Raw genomic sequence first — 22864 nt, 5'->3', positions numbered from 1 at the left:
TAACGGATATCAGACACCAAGGTCACAACAACCTAATTGGTATGTATTCGCGCATATAGATAATTATCGCGGGTCATAAGTCAGAAGAAAGTGATGGAGAAGCTATGAGTTCATCCTGTATAGAAGACCAGAGCATTCAAGAAAATCCGTGGTTCCGCATAGTGCAAGAGATGCTGAACCGGGCTGATATTGAAATCAATGGCTCACGCCCCTTTGACATTCAAGTTAATAACCCAGACTTTTTTAAGCGGGTATTACAAGAAGGATCTTTGGGATTAGGTGAGAGTTATATGGACGGCTGGTGGGAGTGTGATCGTTTGGATATCTTTTTCCAGCGAGTTCTCCGTGCTGGCCTGGAAAATCAACTTCCACACCATCTCAAAGATACTTTACGTATTGCCGCCGCCCGCGTTATTAATTTGCAATCAAAGAAACGCGCCTGGATTGTCGGCAAAGAGCATTATGACTTAGGTAATGATCTGTTTAGTCTCATGCTCGACCCCAATATGCAATACTCCTGCGGCTACTGGAAAGACGCCACCACCCTTGAGCAAGCGCAGGAAAATAAGCTGCGGATGATCTGCGAAAAACTGCAATTGGCTCCGGGCATGAAGTTGCTCGATATCGGTTGTGGCTGGGGTGGGCTTGCCGCTTATGCTGCCCGCCATTACGGGGTCTCTGTCTCAGGGGTGACCATTTCAGCGGAACAGCAAAAATTGGCGCAAGAGCGCTGCGCAGGTTTGGATGTCACTATCCTGCTGCAGGACTATCGTGATCTGAATGAACAGTTTGATCGTATTGTGTCGGTGGGGATGTTCGAGCATGTGGGGCCAAAGAATTACCGCACCTATTTTGATGTGGTAAATCGCAATTTAAAACCTGATGGGTTGTTCTTGCTGCACACCATTGGCGCTAATCGGACTGATCTCAGTATTGATCCGTGGATTAATAAATATATTTTCCCTAATGGTTGCCTACCGTCCGTGAAACATATTGCTCAGGCCAGCGAGCCCTATTTTATCATGGAAGACTGGCATAATTTCGGCGCAGATTATGACCGAACATTAATGGCCTGGTATGCCCGTTTCCAAGCGGCATGGCCAACTCTGGCGCAGAATTACTCTTCGCGGTTTGAACGGATGTTTAGCTATTATCTGAATGCTTGTGCCGGGGCATTCCGCGCCAGAGACATTCAATTATGGCAAGTTCTGTTTAGCCCTAATGGAGTAGAAGACGGTATTCGGGTTCCCCGTTAAGCGCACCACGGTTTAAACATCACTGGTTTGATAGCAGGGGCATCAACCCCTGCTTCACTTTTATCCTACTGTGGCTCTACCTATTCACGACTCACGACTCACGCACCGTTTTTTCCACGGCCTCCGTCGCATGGACAATATCGCGCTGCGCCAGTACTCGCTCAACGGTATCCACTACTGCCTGCGTTTGCGGGTCTATCTCGATATTGACCTTATGCCCTAAGCGCTTTTTACCTAGCGTGGTACGTGCCAGTGTTTCCGGGATCAGATGCACACAAAAACGGTTGCCTATCACTTCACCGATAGTCAGGCTGATGCCATCAATACCGATAAAACCTTTATGTAATACATATTTCATCAGATCAACGTTGGGCATACGAAACCAGATCTGACGGTTATTTTCTGATGTGTAAATTTTGGTAATTTCAGCGGTACAAATAATATGGCCGGACATAAGATGCCCACCAATTTCATCACTGAATTTAGCTGCGCGCTCCAAATTAACCACGTCACCCACCTTAATATCGCCCAGGTTAGTGATACGCAGTGTTTCCTTCATCAAATCAAAGCTAACCCGATTACCTTCAACCGCAGTGACCGTCAGGCAACAGCCATTGTGGGAAACAGAAGCGCCTAAGGCTAATTCAGGCAGCATCTCAGTTGGCATTTCTACCACATGAGTACGAAAATTGGATTTTTCTTCGATGGCAACCACCGGCGCGGTGCCTTGAACAATACCGGTAAACATACGCCATGCCTCTCATCAGTTATCTGTAAAAAGAAGTGCTCTCTGCGTTGATTTTGCCTCAGAAGAGAGGGAAAACCAAACCACTTAGAATAAAAAACTGCCTACGCGGTATTTTGCTGATTTTTAATGACAAGGATTGCTTAAGCTCGACGAGGAGGTACAATCTTTAATACGCTTATTTCTTGACGTTGTAGGGTTGCTAGCGACTTTTTCTCTCCCGAATCACTGACCTACGTCAGCCCATCGGGCTTTGCTTGCTACCTACAGCCCCAAGCGCTTTGGATATATCGTTTTTCCGCTATTTTATTTAGCGCTTATTTTGCGATAAATAACCTCAATAAATAAAAAAGGTGCATACGTGCAGAAGTACATCGTAGAGGCGCGTAGCTTATTGGCTCTCGCTATTCCCGTCGTCATCGCGCAATTGTCTCAAACTGCGATGGGCGTGGTTGATACCATTATGGCCGGTTCTGTCAGCGCAACCGATATGGCTGCGGTGGCCGTGGGGACATCTATCTGGCTACCGGCTATCTTATTCGGCCATGGTTTACTGCTGGCGCTAACCCCTACGGTTGCCCAACTTAATGGTTCAGGGCGGCGTAACCAGATTGCCCATCAAGTCAGGCAAGGATTTTGGCTGGCGTTCTGCGTTTCACTGCTCATTATGTTGGTGCTATATAATAGCGACCACGTTATTAAGCAAATGCATAATATTGATCCAATATTGGCAGATAAAGCGGTTGGTTTCTTACATGCCATTATGTGGGGCGCGCCCGGTTATCTATTCTTTCAGGTGCTGCGTAATCAGTGCGAAGGATTGTCCAAAACAAAACCGGGGATGGTGATAGGTTTTATTGGTTTGCTGGTTAATATTCCTATTAACTATATTTTCATCTACGGTAAGTTCGGCGCACCGGCTTTAGGGGGTGTGGGGTGTGGGGTGGCCACCGGAACCGTCTACTGGGTAATGTTCCTGATGATGCGGTGGTATGTTACCCGCGCTCGCTCGCAGCAAGACATCAAACTGGAAAAAGGGTTTGCAGCACCAGACTGGCAAGTGATGAAACGTTTGGGCGGCCTGGGTCTACCTGTTGCACTGGCACTGTTTTTCGAAGTGACCCTATTTGCTGTGGTGGCATTACTGGTTTCGCCACTAGGCATAGTCGCGGTTGCCGGGCACCAGATCGCGCTCAACTTTAGCTCACTGATGTTTATGTTGCCGATGTCACTGAGTGTGGCGGCCACTATTCGTGTCGGCTTCCGCCTCGGGCAAGGTTCGGTTGATCAAGCAAAGGTCGCAGCTTATACCAGTATTGCTGTCGGTTTGATGCTGGCCTGCGTAACCGCGGTGTTTACGGTTATTTTCCGCGAACACATTGCCCTGCTGTATAACAAAACACCTGAAGTCGTGATGATGGCCTCCCATTTGATGCTGCTGGCTGCGCTCTATCAGTTGTCTGATGCCATTCAGGTGATCGGCAGCGGTGTGTTACGTGGCTATAAAGATACCCGTTCGATCTTCTTTATTACCTTTACCGCCTATTGGTTGCTGGGGTTACCAAGCGGTTACCTGCTGGGACTGACCGACTATATTGTACCCGCCATGGGGCCACAGGGGTTCTGGATTGGGTTTGTTATCGGCTTAACCGCTGCGGCTATCTTAATGGCCTTGCGCATCCGTTGGTTACAAAAACAACCAACGGAGTTTATCCTGCAAAAAGCAGCACACTAGGCAAGACTAGCTAAGCATTAATTGCTGGAGTCAAACTGGCGATTAATGCTTAAGCAAGCGAAAAGGTGAGGAAAAAAACAGCGCAATGAGTAAAAGCGCAGCAATTACGTGAGTTTGCGGTGAATATTGTGTTTTTCTCCTTGCCAGCAGTCGGGCGGATCGTTAATATTCGTCCCCGCTGTCAGCATTGATGGCAGGTAATAAGATTAGGGTATTGCGTCCGTAGCTCAGTTGGTTAAGAGCACCACCTTGACATGGTGGGGGTCGATGGTTCGAGTCCATTCGGACGCACCAATCTTATTATTTGTAGGGTAATGTGCGTCCGTAGCTCAGTTGGTTAGAGCACCACCTTGACATGGTGGGGGTCGATGGTTCGAGTCCATTCGGACGCACCACTCTGCGATTCTCGATGTTCTCAATATTCCCGATTTTATTCCCCCTGACTTCTCAATCCTCACTGATATTCTGTCGCGCTCAATATCCTGTTTTCATCAATGAATTTGTTAAAAGTGTTAAAACAAATATTTGTTGCGCAACAAACCAAGCATTATTCTTACTGTTTGCGCGACTAACCTCCCCTTTTTATAAAAAACGGCAATGAGTTCCTGTTTTCTATTTCATTTCCCGTTAGTTACCGCTTATAATACGAACCGTCGTTTCAGTTGAATGGTTTCAGCCTCTTGATCTGTAGATACGCTAAAAAAATACAACTCCCCTATACGCCGTCGTATACCGATCATGCGCTTAGCCTCGTGCTAAAGTTTTCCGCTCAACTTCCACAACTGTCATCTATTCTTAGTAATGTTTTGCTTCTTGGGCATGTTTCTTTACACCAGACACTAATCAGATCCCCACTCCGTTGCTCGACTAAACGGAATATTCGCTTTTTATCCATCACAACTTGTAGAAAAAATCCGTCATGAAAAAGACTAAAATTGTTTGTACCATCGGTCCAAAAACCGAATCCGAAGAGATGCTGACGAACCTGCTGAATGCAGGTATGAACGTTATGCGCTTGAACTTCTCCCACGGTGACTATGAAGAGCATGGTCAACGTATCAAGAATATCCGTGCTGTCATGGCGAAAACTGGCCTGAAAGCGGGTATTCTGCTGGACACCAAAGGCCCTGAAATCCGCACCATGAAACTGGAAGGCGGCAAAGATGCGGCTCTGGTTGCAGGTCAGACTTTCACTTTCACCACTGACCAAAGCGTGATTGGCAACAACACTATCGTTGCTGTGACCTACCCAGGTTTCGCTGCTGACCTGAAAATCGGCAACACTGTGTTGGTTGACGATGGTTTGATCGGCATGGAAGTGACTGAAGTCACTGAAAGCTCCGTGGTATGTAAAGTGCTGAACAACGGTGATCTGGGCGAAAACAAAGGCGTTAACCTGCCGGGCGTCTCTATCCAGTTGCCTGCATTGGCTGAAAAAGATAAAGCTGACCTGATCTTTGGTTGTGAGCAAGGCGTGGACTTCGTTGCGGCATCCTTTATCCGTAAACGTTCAGACGTCCTGGAAATCCGCGAACACCTGAAAGCACACGGTGGCGGCCACATCCAAATCATCTCTAAAATCGAAAACCAGGAAGGTCTGAATAACTTCGACGAAATTCTGGAAGCATCCGACGGCATCATGGTGGCCCGTGGTGACTTGGGTGTTGAGATCCCAGTTGAAGAAGTTATCTTCGCGCAGAAGATGATGATTGAAAAATGTAATCGTGCTCGCAAAGTTGTTATCACTGCAACTCAGATGCTCGACTCCATGATCAAAAACCCACGCCCTACCCGTGCAGAAGCTGGCGACGTTGCTAACGCCATCCTGGACGGTACAGACGCCGTGATGCTGTCTGGTGAAAGTGCTAAGGGTAAGTACCCATTAGAGTCTGTCACCATCATGGCGACCATCTGTGAGCGTACAGACCGTATCATGCCTAGCCGCATCGAAACGCTGAATGATAATCGCAAAATGCGTATCACTGAAGCCGTTTGCCGTGGTGCTGTAGAAACCGCAGAAAAACTGGAAGCTAAAGTGATTGTCGTCGCCACAGGTGGCGGTAAATCGGCCAAATCAGTGCGTAAATACTTCCCGACTGCAACTATTCTGGCACTGACCACCAATGAAACCACGGCCCGTCAGTTAATTCTGACCAAAGGCGTGATCACTCAACTGGTCAACGAAATTGCTTCAACGGATGATTTCTATCGCATCGGTAAAGAAGCGGCGCTGGCCAGCGGTCTGGCACAGAAAGGTGACGTGGTTATCATGGTGTCTGGTGCGTTAGTACCAAGTGGCACCACTAATACTTCATCAGTGCACGTGTTATAATCTCAACACGCACAACTGAACGTTAATTAAAAACACCGCTTCCAATTGCGGTGTTTTCTTTTTTTAAGCGAACCAAATAAACTTTCCGAAAAAATCCATTTTATCCTAATCCTGCCAGAGTCATTTCTCAAATAAGACTTATCCCATAGAATCAGGCTGTTTTGTCTCGTTTTTTTAACTTTTTTTTAAAACAAGATGCTTCTTTGAGCGAACGATCAAAATAAACCCCTCTAACACTAAAAATTTATTCTCTTTCGAAAAAACTTTGTGTAATACTTGTAACGCTACATGGAGATTAACTTAATCTAGAGGGTGTTAATAATGAATCGTACTAAACTTGTACTGGGCGCGGTAATTCTGGCTTCTACTATGCTGGCTGGTTGTTCAAGCAATGCTAAAATCGATCAACTGTCTTCTGACGTTCAGACTCTGAACGCTAAAGTTGACCAACTGAGCAACGACGTGAACGCAATCCGTTCTGACGTTCAAGCAGCTAAAGACGATGCAGCACGTGCTAACCAACGTCTGGACAACCAAGCTCACGCTTACAAGAAGTAATATTACTTCCTGAATGAAAATGGCGCACAATGTGCGCCATTTTTTTTGCCTCGTAAACCGCCCCTCTAACTCGCCAACCACCGAACCCAACCCAACCTATCCTTTAGCGCCAAAACGCCGTAATAAGGCTGTCACGCGCCATAACTGGCACTTAGGCTAGTTGTCTTACATCATTGATTGGGGTAGTTCAGAAAGGGGTGATAAACTTTACCATGACTGACGTGCAGCCATGGTAAAGGTGGAGCTGAGACTTAGTTGGCTGCGGAGTAAACCGGGCCTGGCTGAACCAGCTTAGGCGTCGGCTGTTCAGTCGGTTGCTGCTCTTCGGTCTGCGGTTGAGTCTGTGGCTCGCTCTGAGGCGCTACAGCAGCAGGAGCTTGCTCTGGTGCCGCTGCGCCTACCGTCACAATCACCGGCATACCAGCACGACGTACAATCGCGCTTTGCACCACTTGTGCATCAGTCTGGCTGTCGTCGATAAACTTCTGCAGGCTGCTGCTGATCGCAATTGGCATCGTTTGCGGGTCATCACTGTCTACGCGAGACAACGGCTGATGAACTTCCACATAACGCTTACCATCCGGCTCTACCGAATATTTGACCGGCTCGTTGATGATCTGAACGCGAGTGCCTTTAGGTACTGATTTGAACAGAGCTTCAATATCATCAGGACGTAAACGAATGCAACCGGAGCTGACGCGCATACCAATACCGAAATTAGCGTTAGTGCCATGGATCAGGTACTCACCACTACCCGCGGACAGACGCATCGCAAACAGACCCATCGGGTTTTCCGGGCCAGCGGGAACAACCGCAGGCAAGGTCACACCCTCAGCCAGATAGTGCTTACGGATATTCGCGGTTGGCGTCCAGGTTGGGTTCGGGATCTTCTGGCTGACCGAGGTGGTCATCGTTGGGGTATTACGCCCTAACTGGCCGATACCGATTGGGTACACGATCACCTTGTTCTGGCCTTTCGGGTAGTAATAAAGGCGCAGTTCCGCCAGATTGATAACGATACCTTCGCGTGGGGTATCAGGTAACAACATCTGGGTTGGGATAGTTAACACGGATCCCGGTAATGGCAGATACGGGTCAGCATCCGGGTTTGCTTCCAGCATCCCCAGTAAGCCGATTTTGTAGTCGGCTGCAATAGCCTCAAGTGGGCGGCCATCGTTTGGCACAACATAGGTGGTATTTTCGCCAATCAGACGGCTATTGGCTGGCGGTAGAGGATACTCGGTCGCATTGGCAGCAGTGATACTTCCCGCCACGCAAGTTGCGAATAACATACCAATCAAAGTTAATGCACGTTTCATGCTTAGTTCCTACATCACTTCTTCAAATTCGGTTTACACGGCGATACCCAATAGATTTCAAGTGCAGGAAAGCGGCATCCCGACGCGCTTACATCAGTAAGTGATTCGGGTGAACGCAAGTTGCCAACACACCTACAGTTTGAAAGATGAGGGTATATCTACGTTAATTTTAGCAGCCAATAATAAGGCCACCATATAGTAACAGCCCTTATTATAAAGGCAATTTATATCTCTACAAATCAAGGTGTTACAATGTAATGTATTGTGCTTTATCTGCCATGACTGATGATTTAACCTGCTGAAATATCACCACTTTAATACTGTGACCCATAACACAGAAATGGTTAGTCAATCATGAATAAAGCACAAAATGTTGACGGGAGGTCAGCTAGCCGATAAGGCCGCTGCTTTAGCGCGGATCGCGCGGATCATCGCTTCCAGACCTTGCGAGCGCGAAGGTGTCAGGTGCTGGCTCAGGGCTAAGTCGGCAAAGAATGGGCGTACATCCAAACTGACTATCTGCTGCGGAGTTAAACCTTGATAGAGAATAAACACAATGGCGACCAGACCTTTGACAATCGCGGCATCACTATCACCGGCAAACAGCACCTGGCCCTCGGCACAGAGGGTCATGGCGATCCACACTTGGCTTTGGCAGCCGGATATCAGGTTCTCCGGTTGACGTTGCTGTTCAGTTAACGGTGGCAATTGCGCCCCCAACTCGATCACATATAGGTATTTTTCTTCCCAATTCAAACAACGGGAGAAGTTACGAATCAACTTATCTTTATCGGGTAGACCAGCCATAACATGCTTCCTAAATAGATAAAAATACCCTTTGCTCCTGGTGTCACAGGTCTGCTCGCTTGCTGCCTACCTGCAACAGCAAGCGCTTTGGGTATAACCCGTTTGGCGCGACGCTGTCGCACCATTGGATCTTAGCCCAGCAATTTTTCGATACGCTGTAGCCCTGCCACCAAGCGGTCAACTTCCTCACGGGTGTTATACAGCGCCAGTGAGGCACGACACATGCTCGGTACTTTGTAGTACGCCATAAGCGGCATAGCACAATGGTGGCCGGTTCGGATCGCAATGCCATATTGATCGAGGAAGCTACCGACATCATACGCGTGGTGTGACCCCAGATTAAAGGCTATCACCCCTGCCCGCGCCGTGGGGCCATAGAGTGTCAGGCTTGAGATTTGGCTCAACTGTTCCAGCGCGTACTGCATCAACGATTGTTCATATTGCTGGATTTGTGCAAGGCCCAAATCATTCACGTAACTGATTGCAGCACCAAGCCCCATAATCCCTGCTGTATTCGGCGACCCCGCCTCAAAACGCCAGGGGGCATCAGCAAAGGTGGTGCCTTGGGTCAGGCTCACGGTTTTGATCATCGAACCACCCCCTTCCCATGGCGGCATCTGCTGTAACAGTGCACTTTTGCCGTACAGAATACCAATGCCAGACGGCCCGTACAGTTTGTGCCCTGAGAAGAGATAAAAGTCGCAATCCAGTGCCTGCACATCCACCGCTTGATGCATGACCGCCTGCGCACCATCCACCAGCACCACCAATCCAGCGGCTTTGGCCTGAACGACAATCTCTTGGATCGGATTCACCGTCCCCAGCACATTGGAAACCTGAGTGATCGCCAGCAATCGCGTGGTGTCATCAATCAAATCCACCAGCGCACCGGGTTGCAGTTCACCAGTTGCCGTCAGCGGCCATACGCGAATTTCAACACCGAGATCTTTCGCCACCATCTGCCACGGCACGATATTGGCGTGATGCTCCATTTCGGTAATGATAATGCTGTCGCCCGCCTGCAGGAAGTGGCGACCATAGCTGTTCGCCACCAGATTGATGGCCTCGGTGGTGCCTTTAACGAAAACTATCTCCTCGACAGAGGCGGCATGAATAAAGTCAGCGACCTGACTGCGCACCGCTTCCATCTGTTGGGTTGCCTCGGCACTCAGACTATGAATGCCCCGATGAACCGCCGCATAACCCTCACGGTAGAAGTTAAGTTCCCGGTCGATAACCGCCTGTGGCTTTTGCGCACTGGCAGCGCTGTCCAGATAGGCCAGCGGTTGCCCGTTAACCTGACGGCTGAGCAGTGGAAAGTCAGCCCTTACCCGTTCAATAGGAAAACTCATAGCGACTCTCCCGCCAGCCGGTCAGCAATCCGCGCCAGCACCACTTTACGGATGGTCTCGCTGTGAATGGCCTCGGTTAACTCTGCGGCAAAGGCAAAAATAATCATCTGCTGCGCATCAGCTTGATTGATGCCACGCGATTGCAGGTAGAACAGCTGTTCGGCATCAATGCGCCCGACTGTCGCCCCGTGGCTGCATTTCACATCATCAGCGTAGATTTCCAGCTGTGGCTTGGTATCCACCTCGGCCAACTTACTCAGCAGCAAGTTATTGTTGGTCATCTGGCCGTCAGTTTTTAGCGCATGTTGAGCCACTTTAATCATGCCGTTAAACACCGCCTTGCCCCGTTCGCGCACGATGGTTTTGTGCAATTGGCGGCTTTCGCAATACCCTTTATTGTGCTCCAGATAGGTGCGGGTATCACAGATTTCGCGCCCGATAGGCAGCAGCAGGCTATTGATAGATAAAGTCGCGCCCTCACCATTTAACTGGGCGCTGGTGTTATGACGAGTCAGCCCCGCGCCGAGCAAGAAACTGTAGCTGCGCACCCGCGCATCCCGGCTTATCACTAAATCATTATGGGCAAAGTGGTAGCTCTGCGGGGCTTCAAACGCCAGTTTGTAATGGCTCAACTCCGCATTATCACCCACCGTCATCGTGAGCCGCGCGCCGGTAAAGTGCGGCTGTTCGTTGAGGCTGACAAAATGCTCAATCACCTCTGCCTGCGCGGTTGTTTCAACCGACAAATGATGGCGGTAATGACTGGTGTTCACCACGTCAGACCCGTTACCTGAGCTGATATGCAGCAGGTAGAGGGGCTTATTACTCTGTTTCCCTGCCGGTAGACGAATGTGCAGACTCTCCTGCGCCAGACTTTCAGTCAGATGCAAAAAGATTTCCGGCTGGATAGCGGCAGGAAGCTGCGCACTCTCCGTCAGATGAGTAAATTGATAAGGGCCGCAGTCGCTGTCACTTAGCTCAGGGGCATATCTGCCATCAATGAAAACTAAGCGATGGGCATCTTGCACCAATGACAACGCATCACACTGAGCGGTGGTCACGGACGGAGCGCTAGCAAAACTGAAATCATGGGCTAATAAGCGCTCCAGGGGGGTGTATTTCCAATCTTCATGCTTAATGCTGGGGAAGCCCAACTCCAGCACCTGCTGCCAATGTGCCGTTGCCTCAGTACCTTTACCGCTCTCGCGCTGCTTGAATAGCAGACTAAAATTTTTCAGTGCATCAATGCGCTGCTGTTCCAGAATACGTTGTTGTTCCGGAATATATCGTTGCTCTGGAGGGTTGCTTTTTTCGTGTGTTTTACTGTTGGTCGGTAAGCCAGCCATAGCCTTGCTCCTCCAACTGTTTTACCAGTGTAAAATCACCGGATTTGATGATACGGCCTTGATACAGCACATGCACAAAGTCAGGTTTTACGTAATCAAGGATACGCTGATAGTGAGTCACAATAATAAATGCGCGCTGCTCATTGCGCAGCGAGTTCACGCCGTTAGCGACAATTTTCAGGGCATCAATATCCAGCCCGGAGTCGGTCTCATCCAGAATGCATAAGGAGGGTTCCAGTGCGGCCATCTGCAAGATATCATTACGTTTTTTCTCGCCACCAGAGAAGCCCACGTTAACTGAGCGGGTCAGCAAATCAGCGGGCATTTTGAGCAACTCAATTTTTTCTTCGATGAAATCTGAGAAGTCAAAACGATCCAGCGGCTCCTGCTGGCGGTATTTACGCACCGCATTGACCGCCGTTTGCAGGAAGAAATGGTTACTAACGCCAGGGATCTCCACGGGATATTGGAAGGCCAGAAACACACCTTCACCCGCGCGATCTTCCGGGGCTAGCTCCAGCAGATCTTTACCCTTAAATGTCACGCTCCCCTCAGTGACCTCATACTCTTCACGCCCCGCCAGTGTGGCGGATAAGGTGCTTTTCCCCGAGCCGTTCGGCCCCATGATGGCATGCACTTCACCGGGTTTGATCTCCAGATCCAAACCGTTCAGGATCTCGTTACCTTCAACACTCACTTTCAAATTCTTGATGCTTAACATAGGTTTCCTTGGTGCGCAAAACGCGGCGAATGCTTATTCAACTCATGCTTAACCGACACTGTGTTCCAGGCTAATAGCCAACAACTTCTGTGCTTCGACGGCAAACTCCAGCGGTAATTCGGAGAAGACATCTTTACAAAAACCGTTGACAATCATTGAGATGGCATCATCTTCGCTGATGCCGCGCTGCAAGCAATAAAACAGTTGGTCATCGCCAATCTTTGAGGTGGTTGCTTCGTGTTCCAATTGTGCTGAATTATTGCGCACCTCCACATAAGGGAAGGTATGCGCACCGGAGTCCGGGCCAATCAGCATCGAATCACATTGGGTGAAGTTACGGGCGTTATCCGCACCGGGCAGAATTTTCACCAAGCCACGATAGGTGTTTTGGCTATGTCCGGCAGAGATCCCTTTGGCGATAATTGTTGATTTAGTGTTTTTGCCAATGTGGATCATCTTGGTGCCGGTATCGGCCTGCTGGTAACCGTTGGTCAGCGCCACTGAGAAGAATTCGCCGATTGAGTTATCGCCCTGCAAAATAACACTCGGGTATTTCCAGGTAATGGCGGAGCCGGTTTCAGATTGGGTCCACGACATTTTCGAGCCTTCACCTTCACACAGTGCGCGTTTGGTGACAAAGTTGAGAATACCGCCGGTGCTCTCAGTACCGGCAAACCAGTTCTGAACCGTGGAGTATTTCACTTCGGCATTTTTGTGCAAAATGACTTCAACCACTGCGGCATGTAGCTGGTAGGTGTCACGCACTGGCGCGGAGCAGCCCTCAATATAGCTGACATAACTCCCTTCGTCGGCAATCAGAATAGTGCGCTCAAACTGACCGGTTTTGGCGGCATTGATCCGGAAGTAGGTGGATAACTCCATTGGGCAACGCACCCCTTTTGGCACATAGACAAAGGTGCCATCAGAGGCCACAGCCGCATTCAGCGCGGCAAAAAAGTTATCTTTTGCCGGTACTACAGACCCCAGATACTTGCGTACCAGATCCGGATACTCTTGGATCGCTTCACCAAACGAGCAGAAAATAATCCCTTGCTCAGCCAGCTTGCCGCGATAGGTGGTCGCCACAGAAACCGAGTCAAAAATGGCGTCAACCGCCACCTCGGCCCCTTCTCGTACCGGCACCCCAAGCTGGGCAAACGCCGACTCTACCTCAGCGGTAAGGTATTCATTCTCTGCCGATGACTGCTGCACCGCGCCTGGCTGTGAATCACAGCTATCATCACAGCTGCCGCAAGAGGGCGCAGAGTAATAGCTATAATCCTGATAATCCAGGCTCTTATAATGGGCTTTCAGCCAGTGTGGCTCTTCCATCTCTAGCCAGCTGCGATAAGCGCCGAGTCGAAACTCCAGCATCCAGTCAGGTTCATTACGTTTCGCTGAAATGGCGCGGATGACATCTTCATTAATGCCTTTCGCCAGCTCATCTGTCGCCAACTGTGTGAAAAATCCCTCTTTGTAGCGACCATCGCTGACCCAAGCCTGTACATCATCTGGCACTTCTACATTGCTTCGTGTCATTTCGTTTACATCGCTCAAACGCCAAAACTCTCGCCACACCCGCAGGCATGTTGAGCTTTAGGATTATTAAATTTGAAGATCTGGTTTAGCCCTTCGCGGACGTAATCCACCTCGGTGCCATCGATAAATGGCATCGCTTTTAATGGCACGTAGAGTCTGGCGCTACCTTGTTCAAAAACCAGACAGTCGTTGGCGGGCTCTTTCGCCATATCCATCACATAGGCAAACCCAGCGCAACCGGACTGCTTGACCCCGAGCTGCAACCCTTTAATTTGCGGGTCTTGTTGCATGAGCCGTGTAATTTGCGCGGCAGCACTCTCTGTTATCGTCACGCCTTGCCAGACATTCTCGTCGAGTGAAAATGTGCCGACTGATTCCTGTTGCATATGCCCTACCTTATGTTTCTCAATCACCCATTTACTTTGGGTATAATACATTTCAGGTTAAAGATTTGCTGGCTGATTATGAGTGAATCAACACAGAATATTCACAATGGTAGTGATAATAATTATCACTTCAACCGTTTGTTTTGCAGGGATATTAAGAAAAGTGCCGTTTTGACCTCGAATGAGACGGCAACGTAAGGAACATGCTGCGATGGCCGAAGAGGTCTTGAGAAACAAGTACACTTTTATCACCCTGAAATAAATGAATAAATTTCATAGTGGCACTCAAATCCCTTGCTATATCAAAGGCTAATCGCAGTCAGCCTTTGCGTTTTTAAACATTCATAAAAAATACCTATTTCTCCATTAACTTTAGCTGAAAACACCCGCTGGGGAAACCTATCAGAGAGATTCGCCGCATTTATCGGATAAACATTCCCTTTGCACTTTAAACAGTAAGGGTATTAGCGGCATTAACTTTACCTGACGGTAACGTCAGGTATTTGGGGGATAAATGAGTCAGCGTGGCAAGATAAATAGAAGAGGCAGATTTTCGTGACTCAAGGCCAATCAATGGCCCTGAGCAGGATAATAATGGGTGTTTATGGGTAAAGATGTTATCGCGTCAGCACCGCAGTCGTTAAGCGGGAGGTACAGCACAACTGGTTCTGGTCATCGAAAATCTCAATCTGCCACACCTGATGGCTGCGCCCCACGTGAATAGCGCGACAACAGCCACGCACTTTCCCAGTACGCACCGCCTTCAAGTGGTTAGCATTAATTTCCAACCCCACAATCTGTTGCCCCTCAAGGGTGCACAGATAGCCCGCCATTGAGCCGAGAGACTCCGCCAGCACCACCGAAGCCCCGCCATGTAACAGGCCAAAAGGCTGTGTGGTCCGATTATCGACCGGCATAGTGGCTTCCAGTTCGTCATCGTCCAGTCGGGTTATTTCAATACCTAAGTGGGCAACCATGCAGCCTTTACCGATCTCATTCAGTTCAGCCAGCGTGGCTTTACGTTTCCAAAGCATTAAGTTATCTCCAATGATATCTGCGCTAATTAAACAAGTTCCAATAGTGCCTGCAATGGATGTCGCAATCCATTGCCCTCAATGCGCTTAACTTGACTACGGCACGAATAGCCGGTGGCTAAGCAACGTTTACCGGGCAGTTTTTGCAGTGCTTGCTGCCAGGATAGTGCGTAGATGCCCAACGAGTTATCGACATTTTTTGCTTCATGGCCATAAGTACCGGCCATGCCACAGCAGCCGACACTGACATTTTCCAGTTTGGCACCGTAGCGGGAGAATATCGATGCCCAATGTTGACTACTGGCGGGCAGCGCGGTGGTTTCGGTGCAGTGACCAAACAGATACCAGGACTCACCGCTCATTTGCTGCACTGGCTGCTCCGCCAGTGCCACCTGTAGCCATTCATGCACCAGTTGCACATTAAAGTTACCGCGCGCATCACCCAGAATCTCTTTATATTCATCGCGATAGCAAAGTACTAATGCCGGATCAACCCCGACCATCGGCATACCTAATAGCGCAATGCGGTTCAGGAAATCTGCGGTCTTGCGCGCAGTTTTGGCGAAGCGCAGCAGGAAGCCTTTAATATGTTGCGCCTTGCCATTAGGTGAGAAAGGCAGCAGCACCGGGTTAAAGCCCAGTTTCTCCACCAGCCGGACAAAATCGGCCACCACTTGCGCATCATAGTAGCTGGTGAACGGATCTTGCACGATCAGCACGTGCTGACGGCGTTCAGCATCGGGCAGTTTCTCCAACTGTTCTAGCGTCATGGTACTGGCGTAGTGACCCGACAGTGACTGCTTCAGCGAGGGGCTGGAGAGCATCGGTAGATCCACCATGCCGATACTCTTGCGGCTTAACGCGCCAACCCACGGCTGTTTTAGGAAGAAGTTAAAGAGGTTCGGCGTTTTCGCCATTAACGGCGCATAGCTCTCCACTCCCGCCACCACATAGTCGCGCAGTGGGCGGTGATAACGGGTGTGATACAGCTGCAAGAAACGCGAACGGAAACCGGGCACATCAATTTTTATCGGGCACTGGGTCGAACACGCTTTGCAGGCCAGACAGCCCGACATCGCCTCTTTAACTTCATGGGAGAAATCATAATCCCCCTTGCTGGCATGCCAGCTGTTGCGGGTCTTTTCAATCAGGCCACGTAGACTTGGGCGCTGAGTGGCTAGCCCCTGTTCCAGCGCCACGGGATCAACCCCTTGTTCAGAGAGCAGCCGTAACCACTCGCGTACCAGTGTTGCGCGCCCTTTTGGCGAGTGAATTCGGTTACCGGTAATCTTCATCGAGGGGCACATGGGGCTGCGGGCATCAAAGTTAAAACAGAGCCCATTACCATTACACTCCATCGCGCCACGGAATGAGCTTCTGACCTCCAGCGGGATACGCCGATCCAGAGTGCCGCGTTTATCCGGGCTATCCACTTTCATCATGGGCGCATCGCTACCTAACGGTGAGCATATTTTCCCCGGATTCAAGCGGTTATCCGGATCAAAAGCAGATTTAATGCGCCGCAGTTCGCGGTACAGCTCTTCGCCGAAAAAGTCAGGGCTGTACTCAGCGCGGAAGCCTTTACCGTGCTCACCCCACAATAAGCCGCCATAGCGCGCCGTCAGTTGCACCACCTGATCAGATAGCTGTTTCATCAGCATCTCTTGCTGCGGATCGCACATATCCAGCGCCGGGCGCACATGTAATACGCCGGCATCCACATGGCCGAACATGCCGTAAGTCAGATTGTGGCTGTCCAGCAGTTGACGGAACTCAACAATATAATCAGCTAAATGTTGTGGCGGCACACAGGTATCTTCCGCAAACGGGATCGGTTTGGCCTGCCCTTTACTGTTACCGAGCAAGCCCACCGCTTTTTTGCGCATAGCATAAATTCGCTCAATACCAGCCAGATCGCCGCAAATCTGATAGCCAATCACCCCACCCTCTCTGGCCGAGAGATAATCGTCCAGCCGCTGACAAAGTGATGCTATTTGGCTATCGATCAGCGCCTTATCATCACCAGCGAACTCAACAATATTCAGCCCCAACATCTCTTTATCCGGTACATCAGTAATCAACTCATTGACCGAGTGCCAGACAATATCTTCTTTCGCCAAATTGAGGACTTTGGAGTCCACGGTCTCCACTGATAGCGCCTTCGCCTCCACCATAAAAGGGGCATGACGCAGCGCAGAATCAAAGGAGTCATACTTCACATTGACCAAACGGCGGACTTTCGGCAGTGGCGTGATATCCAGCGTGGCTTCAGTGATAAAGGCCAGCGTCCCCTCAGCACCGGTTAAAATGCGCGTTAAGTCGAAGGTTTGTAGGTCATCGCTGAACACGTGGCGTAAGTCATAGCCGGTCAGGAAGCGGTTTAATTTGGGGAATTTCTCCAGAATCAGCGCCCGTTGATCACGGCAGCGGTTCAGCACCGTCTGGTAGATGCGGCCGATGACTGAATCTTCCTGAGCAATCGTTTCCGCCAATGCCGTCGGCATGGCGCGGGTATCCAGCATCTCCCCGCCAAGCAAAATAGCCCGTAGCCCCAGCACGTGATCGGACGTTTTGCCGTACACCAAGGAGCCCTGTCCAGAGGCATCGGTGTTAATCATGCCGCCTAATGTGGCGCGGTTACTGGTCGATAGCTCCGGCGAGAAGAAGTAGCCAAAAGGCCGCAGGTATTGATTCAACTGATCTTTAATGACGCCAGCTTCAACCCGCACCCAGCCTTGCTCCGGATTGATATCCAAAATGCGATTCATGTGACGCGACATATCCACCACAATTCCGGTATTCAGCGCCTGACCATTGGTGCCAGTGCCGCCACCACGGGGCGTAAACAGCAGTGAGTTAAAATTCTCTTGCCCAGCCAGGCGGCCAATCAGTGCTACATCCGCCGTCGAACGCGGGAAAACAACGGCATCGGGTAGCAGTTGGTAGATACTGTTGTCCGTCGCCATGGTCAGGCGATCGGCATAATTGGTGGCAGTATCGCCGGTGAATCCGTTTTGCTTCAAAGCATCCAAAAAATCCAGCACCAACTGAACGACACCCGGTGCTTGAGAAATCTGTGGGATCATGAGTGTGACCCTATCTATAGGTATGTGTGTTTGTTATTTCGCTAAAAGATTATCTGTTCGCGATCGCCTTTGTCGAATAATTTATGCCAATTCAGAACGATGGGAAAGTGATGGCTGTCGGCCACGGAGAAATAGAGCAGCAAACCATTGAGTATCAAAATTTTATATTGCATCAATAATAGCCACAAACCGTTGACAGCGGATTATTTCAGCCTTTTTACGGCGACCAGATCTCTATTACACCGCCGATATTCTCTTTTTTTTTAAAATCGCCGCAGTAAAATCCTGTGCTATCTGTTAAAAGTTAAAGAAATACACCATGATTAGTACAGATGCTTAATGAGTGCCAAACCCAATTAATGCAGATTAGTGCAGAAATAAGCAGTGCGATGGCCACCTTGCCATGACTTTCGAAGTGAGAACCCACTGATGAATTACCCGCAACAACGTCGTCTCGATTTACCTAAACTGATGTTTGGGGTGATATTCATTTTGATCATGATTATCGCCAGTTTCTGGGTGGTGCAACCTTTTATTATGGGCTTTGCCTGGGCGGGCATGGTGGTCATTGCCACCTGGCCACTACTGATTAGGCTACAAAAAATCCTTTGGGGGAAACGTTGGTTGGCAGCATTAATCATGACGCTGCTACTGGTTTTGCTGTTCGTCATTCCGATAGCACTACTGGTCAGTAGCCTGGTGCAAAACAGCGGCCCGCTTATCCAGTGGGCATCCAGCCCCGCTAATTTACGGATGCCCGATGTCACCTGGCTGCAATCAGTCCCCATGGTGGGCAATAAACTGTACAGCAGTTGGCATACGCTGATTGCCGGTGGCGGTAATGCGATTATTGCTAAAGTGCAGCCCTATGTCGGTGCGGCTGCGACCTGGCTGGTGGCTCAAGCCGCCCATGTCGGCTACTTTTTAATTCATCTGGCGCTGATGGTGCTGTTCAGTGTGTTGCTCTACTTCCATGGCGAGCAAGTGGGCTTGGGCATTCGCCATTTTGCGGTCCGTGCAGCCGATAAACGCGGTGATGCCGTGGTGGTATTGGCGGCGAAAGCTATCCGCGCCGTTGCGCTGGGGGTGGTGGTCACTGCACTGGTACAAGCGGTGCTAGGGGGGATTGGTCTGGCTATTGCCGGGATCCAATACGCCACCCTCTTTACTGTATTGATGTTTATCTGCTGTGTTGCGCAACTTGGGCCGCTGTTAATACTGGTTCCGGCGATTATCTGGTTGTACTGGACCGGCGACACCACTTGGGGCACGGTACTGCTGGTTTGGAGCTGTATCGTCGGGACTATGGATAACGTTTTGCGACCTTACCTTATCCGCATGGAAGCCGATATGCCGATGATCTTAATCCTCTCCGGGGTTATCGGTGGCCTGCTGTCATTCGGCATGATTGGGCTATTTATCGGCCCGGTGGTGTTAGCCATCTCTTATCGCCTAACGGCAGCTTGGGTCAGCGAGGCTCCTGAGCCAGAAGAGAGTATTAAAGAAGTCGCCAAACATTTGGAAGAACTTTAGCTTATAGGGGGTTGGGTAATTATCCTGCGCAACCTCCGCACCTCAGAACCATCCGCTATAATAATTTAATAATAGCCATTTAAAATTCCCTATTTTTATTCCCAACCAGCAATCATATAAATGACTAAATAAGCCTATTATTAATAACCATTTGAAATCACTTCGATGGGAAGCATTTATTTAATCTATTTTATTCAGATGATTCTTAATGACTAAGCCAAGGAATTTACTTACTATTATTATAGATATTGCTTTCCCCAAGGCGTTTAAATAAATCATTTCATAATGACTTATTTAAATATCTGTAATCGAATATATGTATTGCTGTGTGTAGTCTTTGCCTATCACTTAAGATGGGCTTTTTTTTTGCTGCTATCTTTTATTTTACTACTATCTTTTATTTTACTATTCCCTTTTCATTACCACTCTCGCTAATTTTATTGCTGTTGTTCCTTCCCAGCCAAGTTATCACCACTATTCAATTCACTTTATTGGGATGCAGACAAAAAATCCGCAACCTAAGCTGCGGATAATTAAGTGGTGGGTGATGGATATCAGCGATATCAGTGTTGAGTATGTTGCGCCAGACTCAGCCAGGTTTGCACCACGGTATCTGGGTTAAGGGATAAACTGTCGATCCCTTGATCCATCAACCAGATAGCAAAATCTTCATGATCTGATGGCCCTTGACCACAAATCCCGACATATTTACCCTGCCGTTTCGCCGCCTGAATTGCCATTGAAAGCAGTGCCTTGACCGCCTCATTACGCTCGTCGAACAGCTCTGACACCACACCGGAGTCGCGATCTAGCCCCAATGTTAGCTGAGTCATATCATTGGAACCGATGGAGAAGCCATCAAAATGCGCTAGGAATTGGTCAGCCAGTAACGCATTCGATGGGATTTCGCACATCATAATGAGTTTCAAACCATTCTCGCCACGTTTCAGCCCTTGCCGTGCCAGCTCTGCGACTACCGCTTCCGCCTGAGCCACAGTGCGGACAAAAGGCACCATCACTTCGACGTTGGTCAGCCCCATCACATTGCGTACCCGTTTGACCGCCTCACACTCCAGTGCGAAACAGTCGCGGAAGCTATCTGCGACATAACGCCCGGCACCACGGAAACCCAACATCGGGTTCTCTTCGTGTGGCTCATAAGCCTCCCCCCCGACCAGATTGGCGTACTCATTTGATTTGAAATCTGACAGGCGCACAATCACCCGCTTAGGCCAGAACGCAGCCCCCAGGGTCGAAATACCTTCGGTCAGACGGCCGACATAAAACTCAACCGGATCGTCGTAGCCATTCATCAGCGCTTTAATTTCAGCCTGAATAGCCGGTTCCTGACTATCAAACTCCAGCAACGCCTTAGGGTGCACACCAATCATGCGGTTGATGATGAACTCCAACCGCGCCAGCCCCACCCCCTCATTCGGCAGGCGAGCAAAATCAAAAGCGCGGTCCGGATTACCGACGTTCATCATTATTTTCAACGGCAGATCAGGCAGTTCAGTCACCTGCGAGCTTTGAATCGAGAAGTCGAGCAACTCATGGTAAACATAGCCAGTATCACCCTCAGCGCAGGAAACCGTGACATTCTGCCCCTCTCTCAGCAAGTCCGTGGCATTACCACAACCGACAACCGCCGGGATCCCCAGTTCACGGGCAATAATGGCCGCATGGCAGGTGCGCCCGCCACGGTTGGTCACAATGGCCGATGCCTTTTTCATAATCGGTTCCCAATCAGGATCGGTCATGTCGGTGACCAGGACATCACCCGGCTGAATGCGGTCCATCTCGCTAATATCATGAATGACTTTCACCGGCCCCGCGCCAATGCGGTGCCCGATAGCCCGCCCCTCCACCAACACATTGCTTTGGTGATTCAATTGGTAGCGTTCCATCACCTGCTCGTTGGAACGCACCGTTTCCGGGCGGGCCTGCACGATAAACAATTTGCCGGTATGACCATCTTTAGCCCACTCGATATCCATCGGGCGACCATAATGCTCTTCAATCAACAGTGCCTGATGCGCCAGTGCTTCTACCTCATCATCACTGAGAGCGAAACGATTGCGCTGCGCCTCTGGCACATCTTCAATTTGCACCTGTTTGCCATGTTCCTGACTTTCGGCATAGACCATGCGGATCTTTTTCGACCCCATATTACGGCGCACTATGGCGGGGTTACCCTTGCGCAGAGTTGGCTTGTGGACATAGAACTCATCTGGGTTCACTGCCCCCTGCACTACCATCTCCCCCAAACCATGGGCTGCGGTGATGAATACCACCTGATCAAAGCCTGATTCTGTATCAATGGTAAACATCACGCCGGAAGAGGCGAGGTCTGAGCGCACCATCCGCTGCACACCAGCAGAGAGCGCCACACCGCGGTGGTCGTAACCCTGATGCACACGATAAGAGATGGCGCGATCATTAAACAGTGAGGCGAAAACATGCTTGATGGCAATCATCACCGCATCAATGCCCTGCACATTAAGGAAGGTTTCCTGCTGGCCGGCAAAGGAGGCATCGGGCATATCTTCTGCTGTCGCCGATGAGCGCACAGCAAAGGAAGCGGCTGGCTCGCCGTCGGCCAACTGCTGGTAAGCTTGATGAATGGATTGTTCGAACTCAGGATGGAATGGTGTCTCAATGACCCATTGACGGATCTGCGCGCCCGCTTTGGAGAGTGCCGCAATATCATCAACGTCGGTTTGATCCAACAATTGATAGATACGTTGGTTAACACCGCTTTGCTCCAGAAAGTCGTTAAACGCCTGAGCGGTAGTGGCAAAACCATTGGGCACCGAGACACCCAATTCGGAAAGATTGGTTATCATTTCACCTAGGGAGGCATTCTTGCCGCCCACCCTTTCAACATCGTGCATGCCAAGCTGGTTGTACCACAGCACATTACACAGGTTTAGGCCATTGTTGGACATCGAAACAATCCTTTTTACATTGTTTATAGTGACGAACAGTCTGTAGGGGACAAATCGTAGTTACCGCCGCTGATAAATCAGCTATTCCCAAAGTCATTGGAGTTGCAGATAGGCAGCCAGCGAACAAATCCCGGTGAGCTTACCTCAGTAAGTGATTCGGGTGAGTG

The 22864-nt window shown here is 49.7% G+C and carries 17 protein-coding genes, 2 tRNA genes and 1 other RNA gene; 8 read left to right on the top strand and 12 right to left on the bottom strand.

Going from position 1 to position 22864, the window contains the following annotated elements; all coding sequences use genetic code 11:
- Positions 1 to 104: 104 nt before the first annotated feature.
- Positions 105 to 1256, top strand: coding sequence for a cyclopropane fatty acyl phospholipid synthase (gene cfa / locus AACW11_RS18820; protein WP_212585148.1), 1152 nt, complete (start codon positions 105 to 107; stop codon positions 1254 to 1256).
- A 91-nt stretch (positions 1257 to 1347) separates the two neighbouring features.
- Here the strand turns inward: cfa and AACW11_RS18815 are convergent, their stop codons facing one another.
- Positions 1348 to 2004 carry a riboflavin synthase subunit alpha gene (locus tag AACW11_RS18815; protein ID WP_212585147.1) on the bottom strand — a complete coding sequence of 219 codons (657 nt, stop codon included), beginning with the start codon at positions 2002 to 2004 and terminating at the stop codon, positions 1348 to 1350.
- Positions 2005 to 2362: 358 nt separating this feature from the next.
- Here AACW11_RS18815 and AACW11_RS18810 point away from each other — a divergent pair, with 358 nt between their 5' ends.
- The 5 genes from AACW11_RS18810 to AACW11_RS18790 all read left to right on the top strand — a co-directional run bounded on the left by AACW11_RS18810 (position 2363) and on the right by AACW11_RS18790 (position 6626).
- Positions 2363 to 3736 (top strand): MATE family efflux transporter, encoded by a 1374-nt coding sequence (locus tag AACW11_RS18810; protein ID WP_212585146.1) that lies wholly within the window; start codon positions 2363 to 2365, stop codon positions 3734 to 3736.
- Between the two features lie 216 nt (positions 3737 to 3952).
- Positions 3953 to 4030 (top strand) — tRNA-Val (locus tag AACW11_RS18805).
- Positions 4031 to 4054: 24 nt separating this feature from the next.
- Positions 4055 to 4131: transfer RNA gene (locus tag AACW11_RS18800), tRNA-Val, on the top strand.
- A gap of 524 nt (positions 4132 to 4655) precedes the next feature.
- Positions 4656 to 6068, top strand: coding sequence for a pyruvate kinase PykF (pykF, locus tag AACW11_RS18795; protein ID WP_212585145.1), 1413 nt, complete (start codon positions 4656 to 4658; stop codon positions 6066 to 6068).
- 321 nt (positions 6069 to 6389) lie between these two features.
- Positions 6390 to 6626, top strand: coding sequence for a major outer membrane lipoprotein (locus AACW11_RS18790; RefSeq protein ID WP_005165631.1), 237 nt, complete (start codon positions 6390 to 6392; stop codon positions 6624 to 6626).
- Between the two features lie 251 nt (positions 6627 to 6877).
- On the opposite strand, the gene AACW11_RS18785 is transcribed toward AACW11_RS18790, so the two are convergent.
- The 10 genes from AACW11_RS18785 to AACW11_RS18740 all read right to left on the bottom strand — a co-directional run bounded on the left by AACW11_RS18785 (position 6878) and on the right by AACW11_RS18740 (position 18389).
- The gene (locus AACW11_RS18785; RefSeq protein ID WP_212585144.1) at positions 6878 to 7945 is read right to left on the bottom strand and encodes a L,D-transpeptidase family protein; all 1068 of its coding nucleotides are present in this window, start codon (positions 7943 to 7945) and stop codon (positions 6878 to 6880) included.
- 384 nt (positions 7946 to 8329) lie between these two features.
- Positions 8330 to 8752 carry a cysteine desulfuration protein SufE gene (gene sufE, locus AACW11_RS18780; protein WP_212585143.1) on the bottom strand — a complete coding sequence of 141 codons (423 nt, stop codon included), beginning with the start codon at positions 8750 to 8752 and terminating at the stop codon, positions 8330 to 8332.
- Between the two features lie 131 nt (positions 8753 to 8883).
- On the bottom strand, positions 8884 to 10104 hold the full coding sequence (sufS, locus tag AACW11_RS18775; protein ID WP_212585142.1) for a cysteine desulfurase SufS: 1221 nt from the start codon (positions 10102 to 10104) through the stop codon (positions 8884 to 8886).
- Positions 10101 to 11450, bottom strand: coding sequence for a Fe-S cluster assembly protein SufD (gene sufD / locus AACW11_RS18770; RefSeq protein ID WP_212585141.1), 1350 nt, complete (start codon positions 11448 to 11450; stop codon positions 10101 to 10103). The genes sufS and sufD overlap by 4 nt, the downstream gene beginning before the upstream one ends.
- Positions 11425 to 12171, bottom strand: coding sequence for a Fe-S cluster assembly ATPase SufC (gene sufC, locus AACW11_RS18765; protein ID WP_212585140.1), 747 nt, complete (start codon positions 12169 to 12171; stop codon positions 11425 to 11427). The genes sufD and sufC overlap by 26 nt, the downstream gene beginning before the upstream one ends.
- A gap of 48 nt (positions 12172 to 12219) precedes the next feature.
- Entirely contained in the window at positions 12220 to 13710 is a 1491-nt protein-coding gene (gene sufB, locus AACW11_RS18760; RefSeq protein WP_212585139.1) for a Fe-S cluster assembly protein SufB, read from the bottom strand.
- Positions 13711 to 13724: 14 nt separating this feature from the next.
- A complete protein-coding gene (gene sufA / locus AACW11_RS18755; protein WP_212585138.1) occupies positions 13725 to 14096 on the bottom strand; it encodes a Fe-S cluster assembly scaffold SufA in 372 nt (123 codons plus the stop codon).
- A gap of 617 nt (positions 14097 to 14713) precedes the next feature.
- Entirely contained in the window at positions 14714 to 15130 is a 417-nt protein-coding gene (locus AACW11_RS18750) for a hotdog fold thioesterase (RefSeq protein ID WP_212585137.1), read from the bottom strand.
- A gap of 29 nt (positions 15131 to 15159) precedes the next feature.
- Positions 15160 to 18216, bottom strand: a complete 3057-nt coding sequence (gene ydiJ / locus AACW11_RS18745; protein WP_212585136.1) for a D-2-hydroxyglutarate dehydrogenase YdiJ — start codon at positions 18214 to 18216, stop codon at positions 15160 to 15162.
- 41 nt (positions 18217 to 18257) lie between these two features.
- Positions 18258 to 18389: a hypothetical protein gene (locus tag AACW11_RS18740; protein WP_005270284.1), complete on the bottom strand. Its 132-nt coding sequence runs from the start codon at positions 18387 to 18389 to the stop codon at positions 18258 to 18260.
- 256 nt (positions 18390 to 18645) lie between these two features.
- Between AACW11_RS18740 and ydiK the strand changes: the two genes are divergently transcribed.
- Both ydiK and rprA read left to right on the top strand, forming a co-directional pair.
- Entirely contained in the window at positions 18646 to 19749 is a 1104-nt protein-coding gene (gene ydiK, locus AACW11_RS18735) for an AI-2E family transporter YdiK (RefSeq protein ID WP_212585135.1), read from the top strand.
- Positions 19750 to 20009: 260 nt separating this feature from the next.
- An RNA gene (gene rprA, locus AACW11_RS18730) (antisense sRNA RprA) lies at positions 20010 to 20118 on the top strand.
- A gap of 194 nt (positions 20119 to 20312) precedes the next feature.
- On the opposite strand, the gene ppsA is transcribed toward rprA, so the two are convergent.
- Positions 20313 to 22697 carry a phosphoenolpyruvate synthase gene (ppsA, locus tag AACW11_RS18725; RefSeq protein WP_212585134.1) on the bottom strand — a complete coding sequence of 795 codons (2385 nt, stop codon included), beginning with the start codon at positions 22695 to 22697 and terminating at the stop codon, positions 20313 to 20315.
- Positions 22698 to 22864: the final 167 nt, after the last annotated feature.

Source organism: Yersinia sp. Marseille-Q3913, assembly GCF_963892745.1.
Taxonomy (GTDB): Bacteria; Pseudomonadota; Gammaproteobacteria; order Enterobacterales; family Enterobacteriaceae; genus Yersinia; species Yersinia bercovieri.
This window is presented reverse-complemented; position numbering and strand designations above follow the sequence as displayed.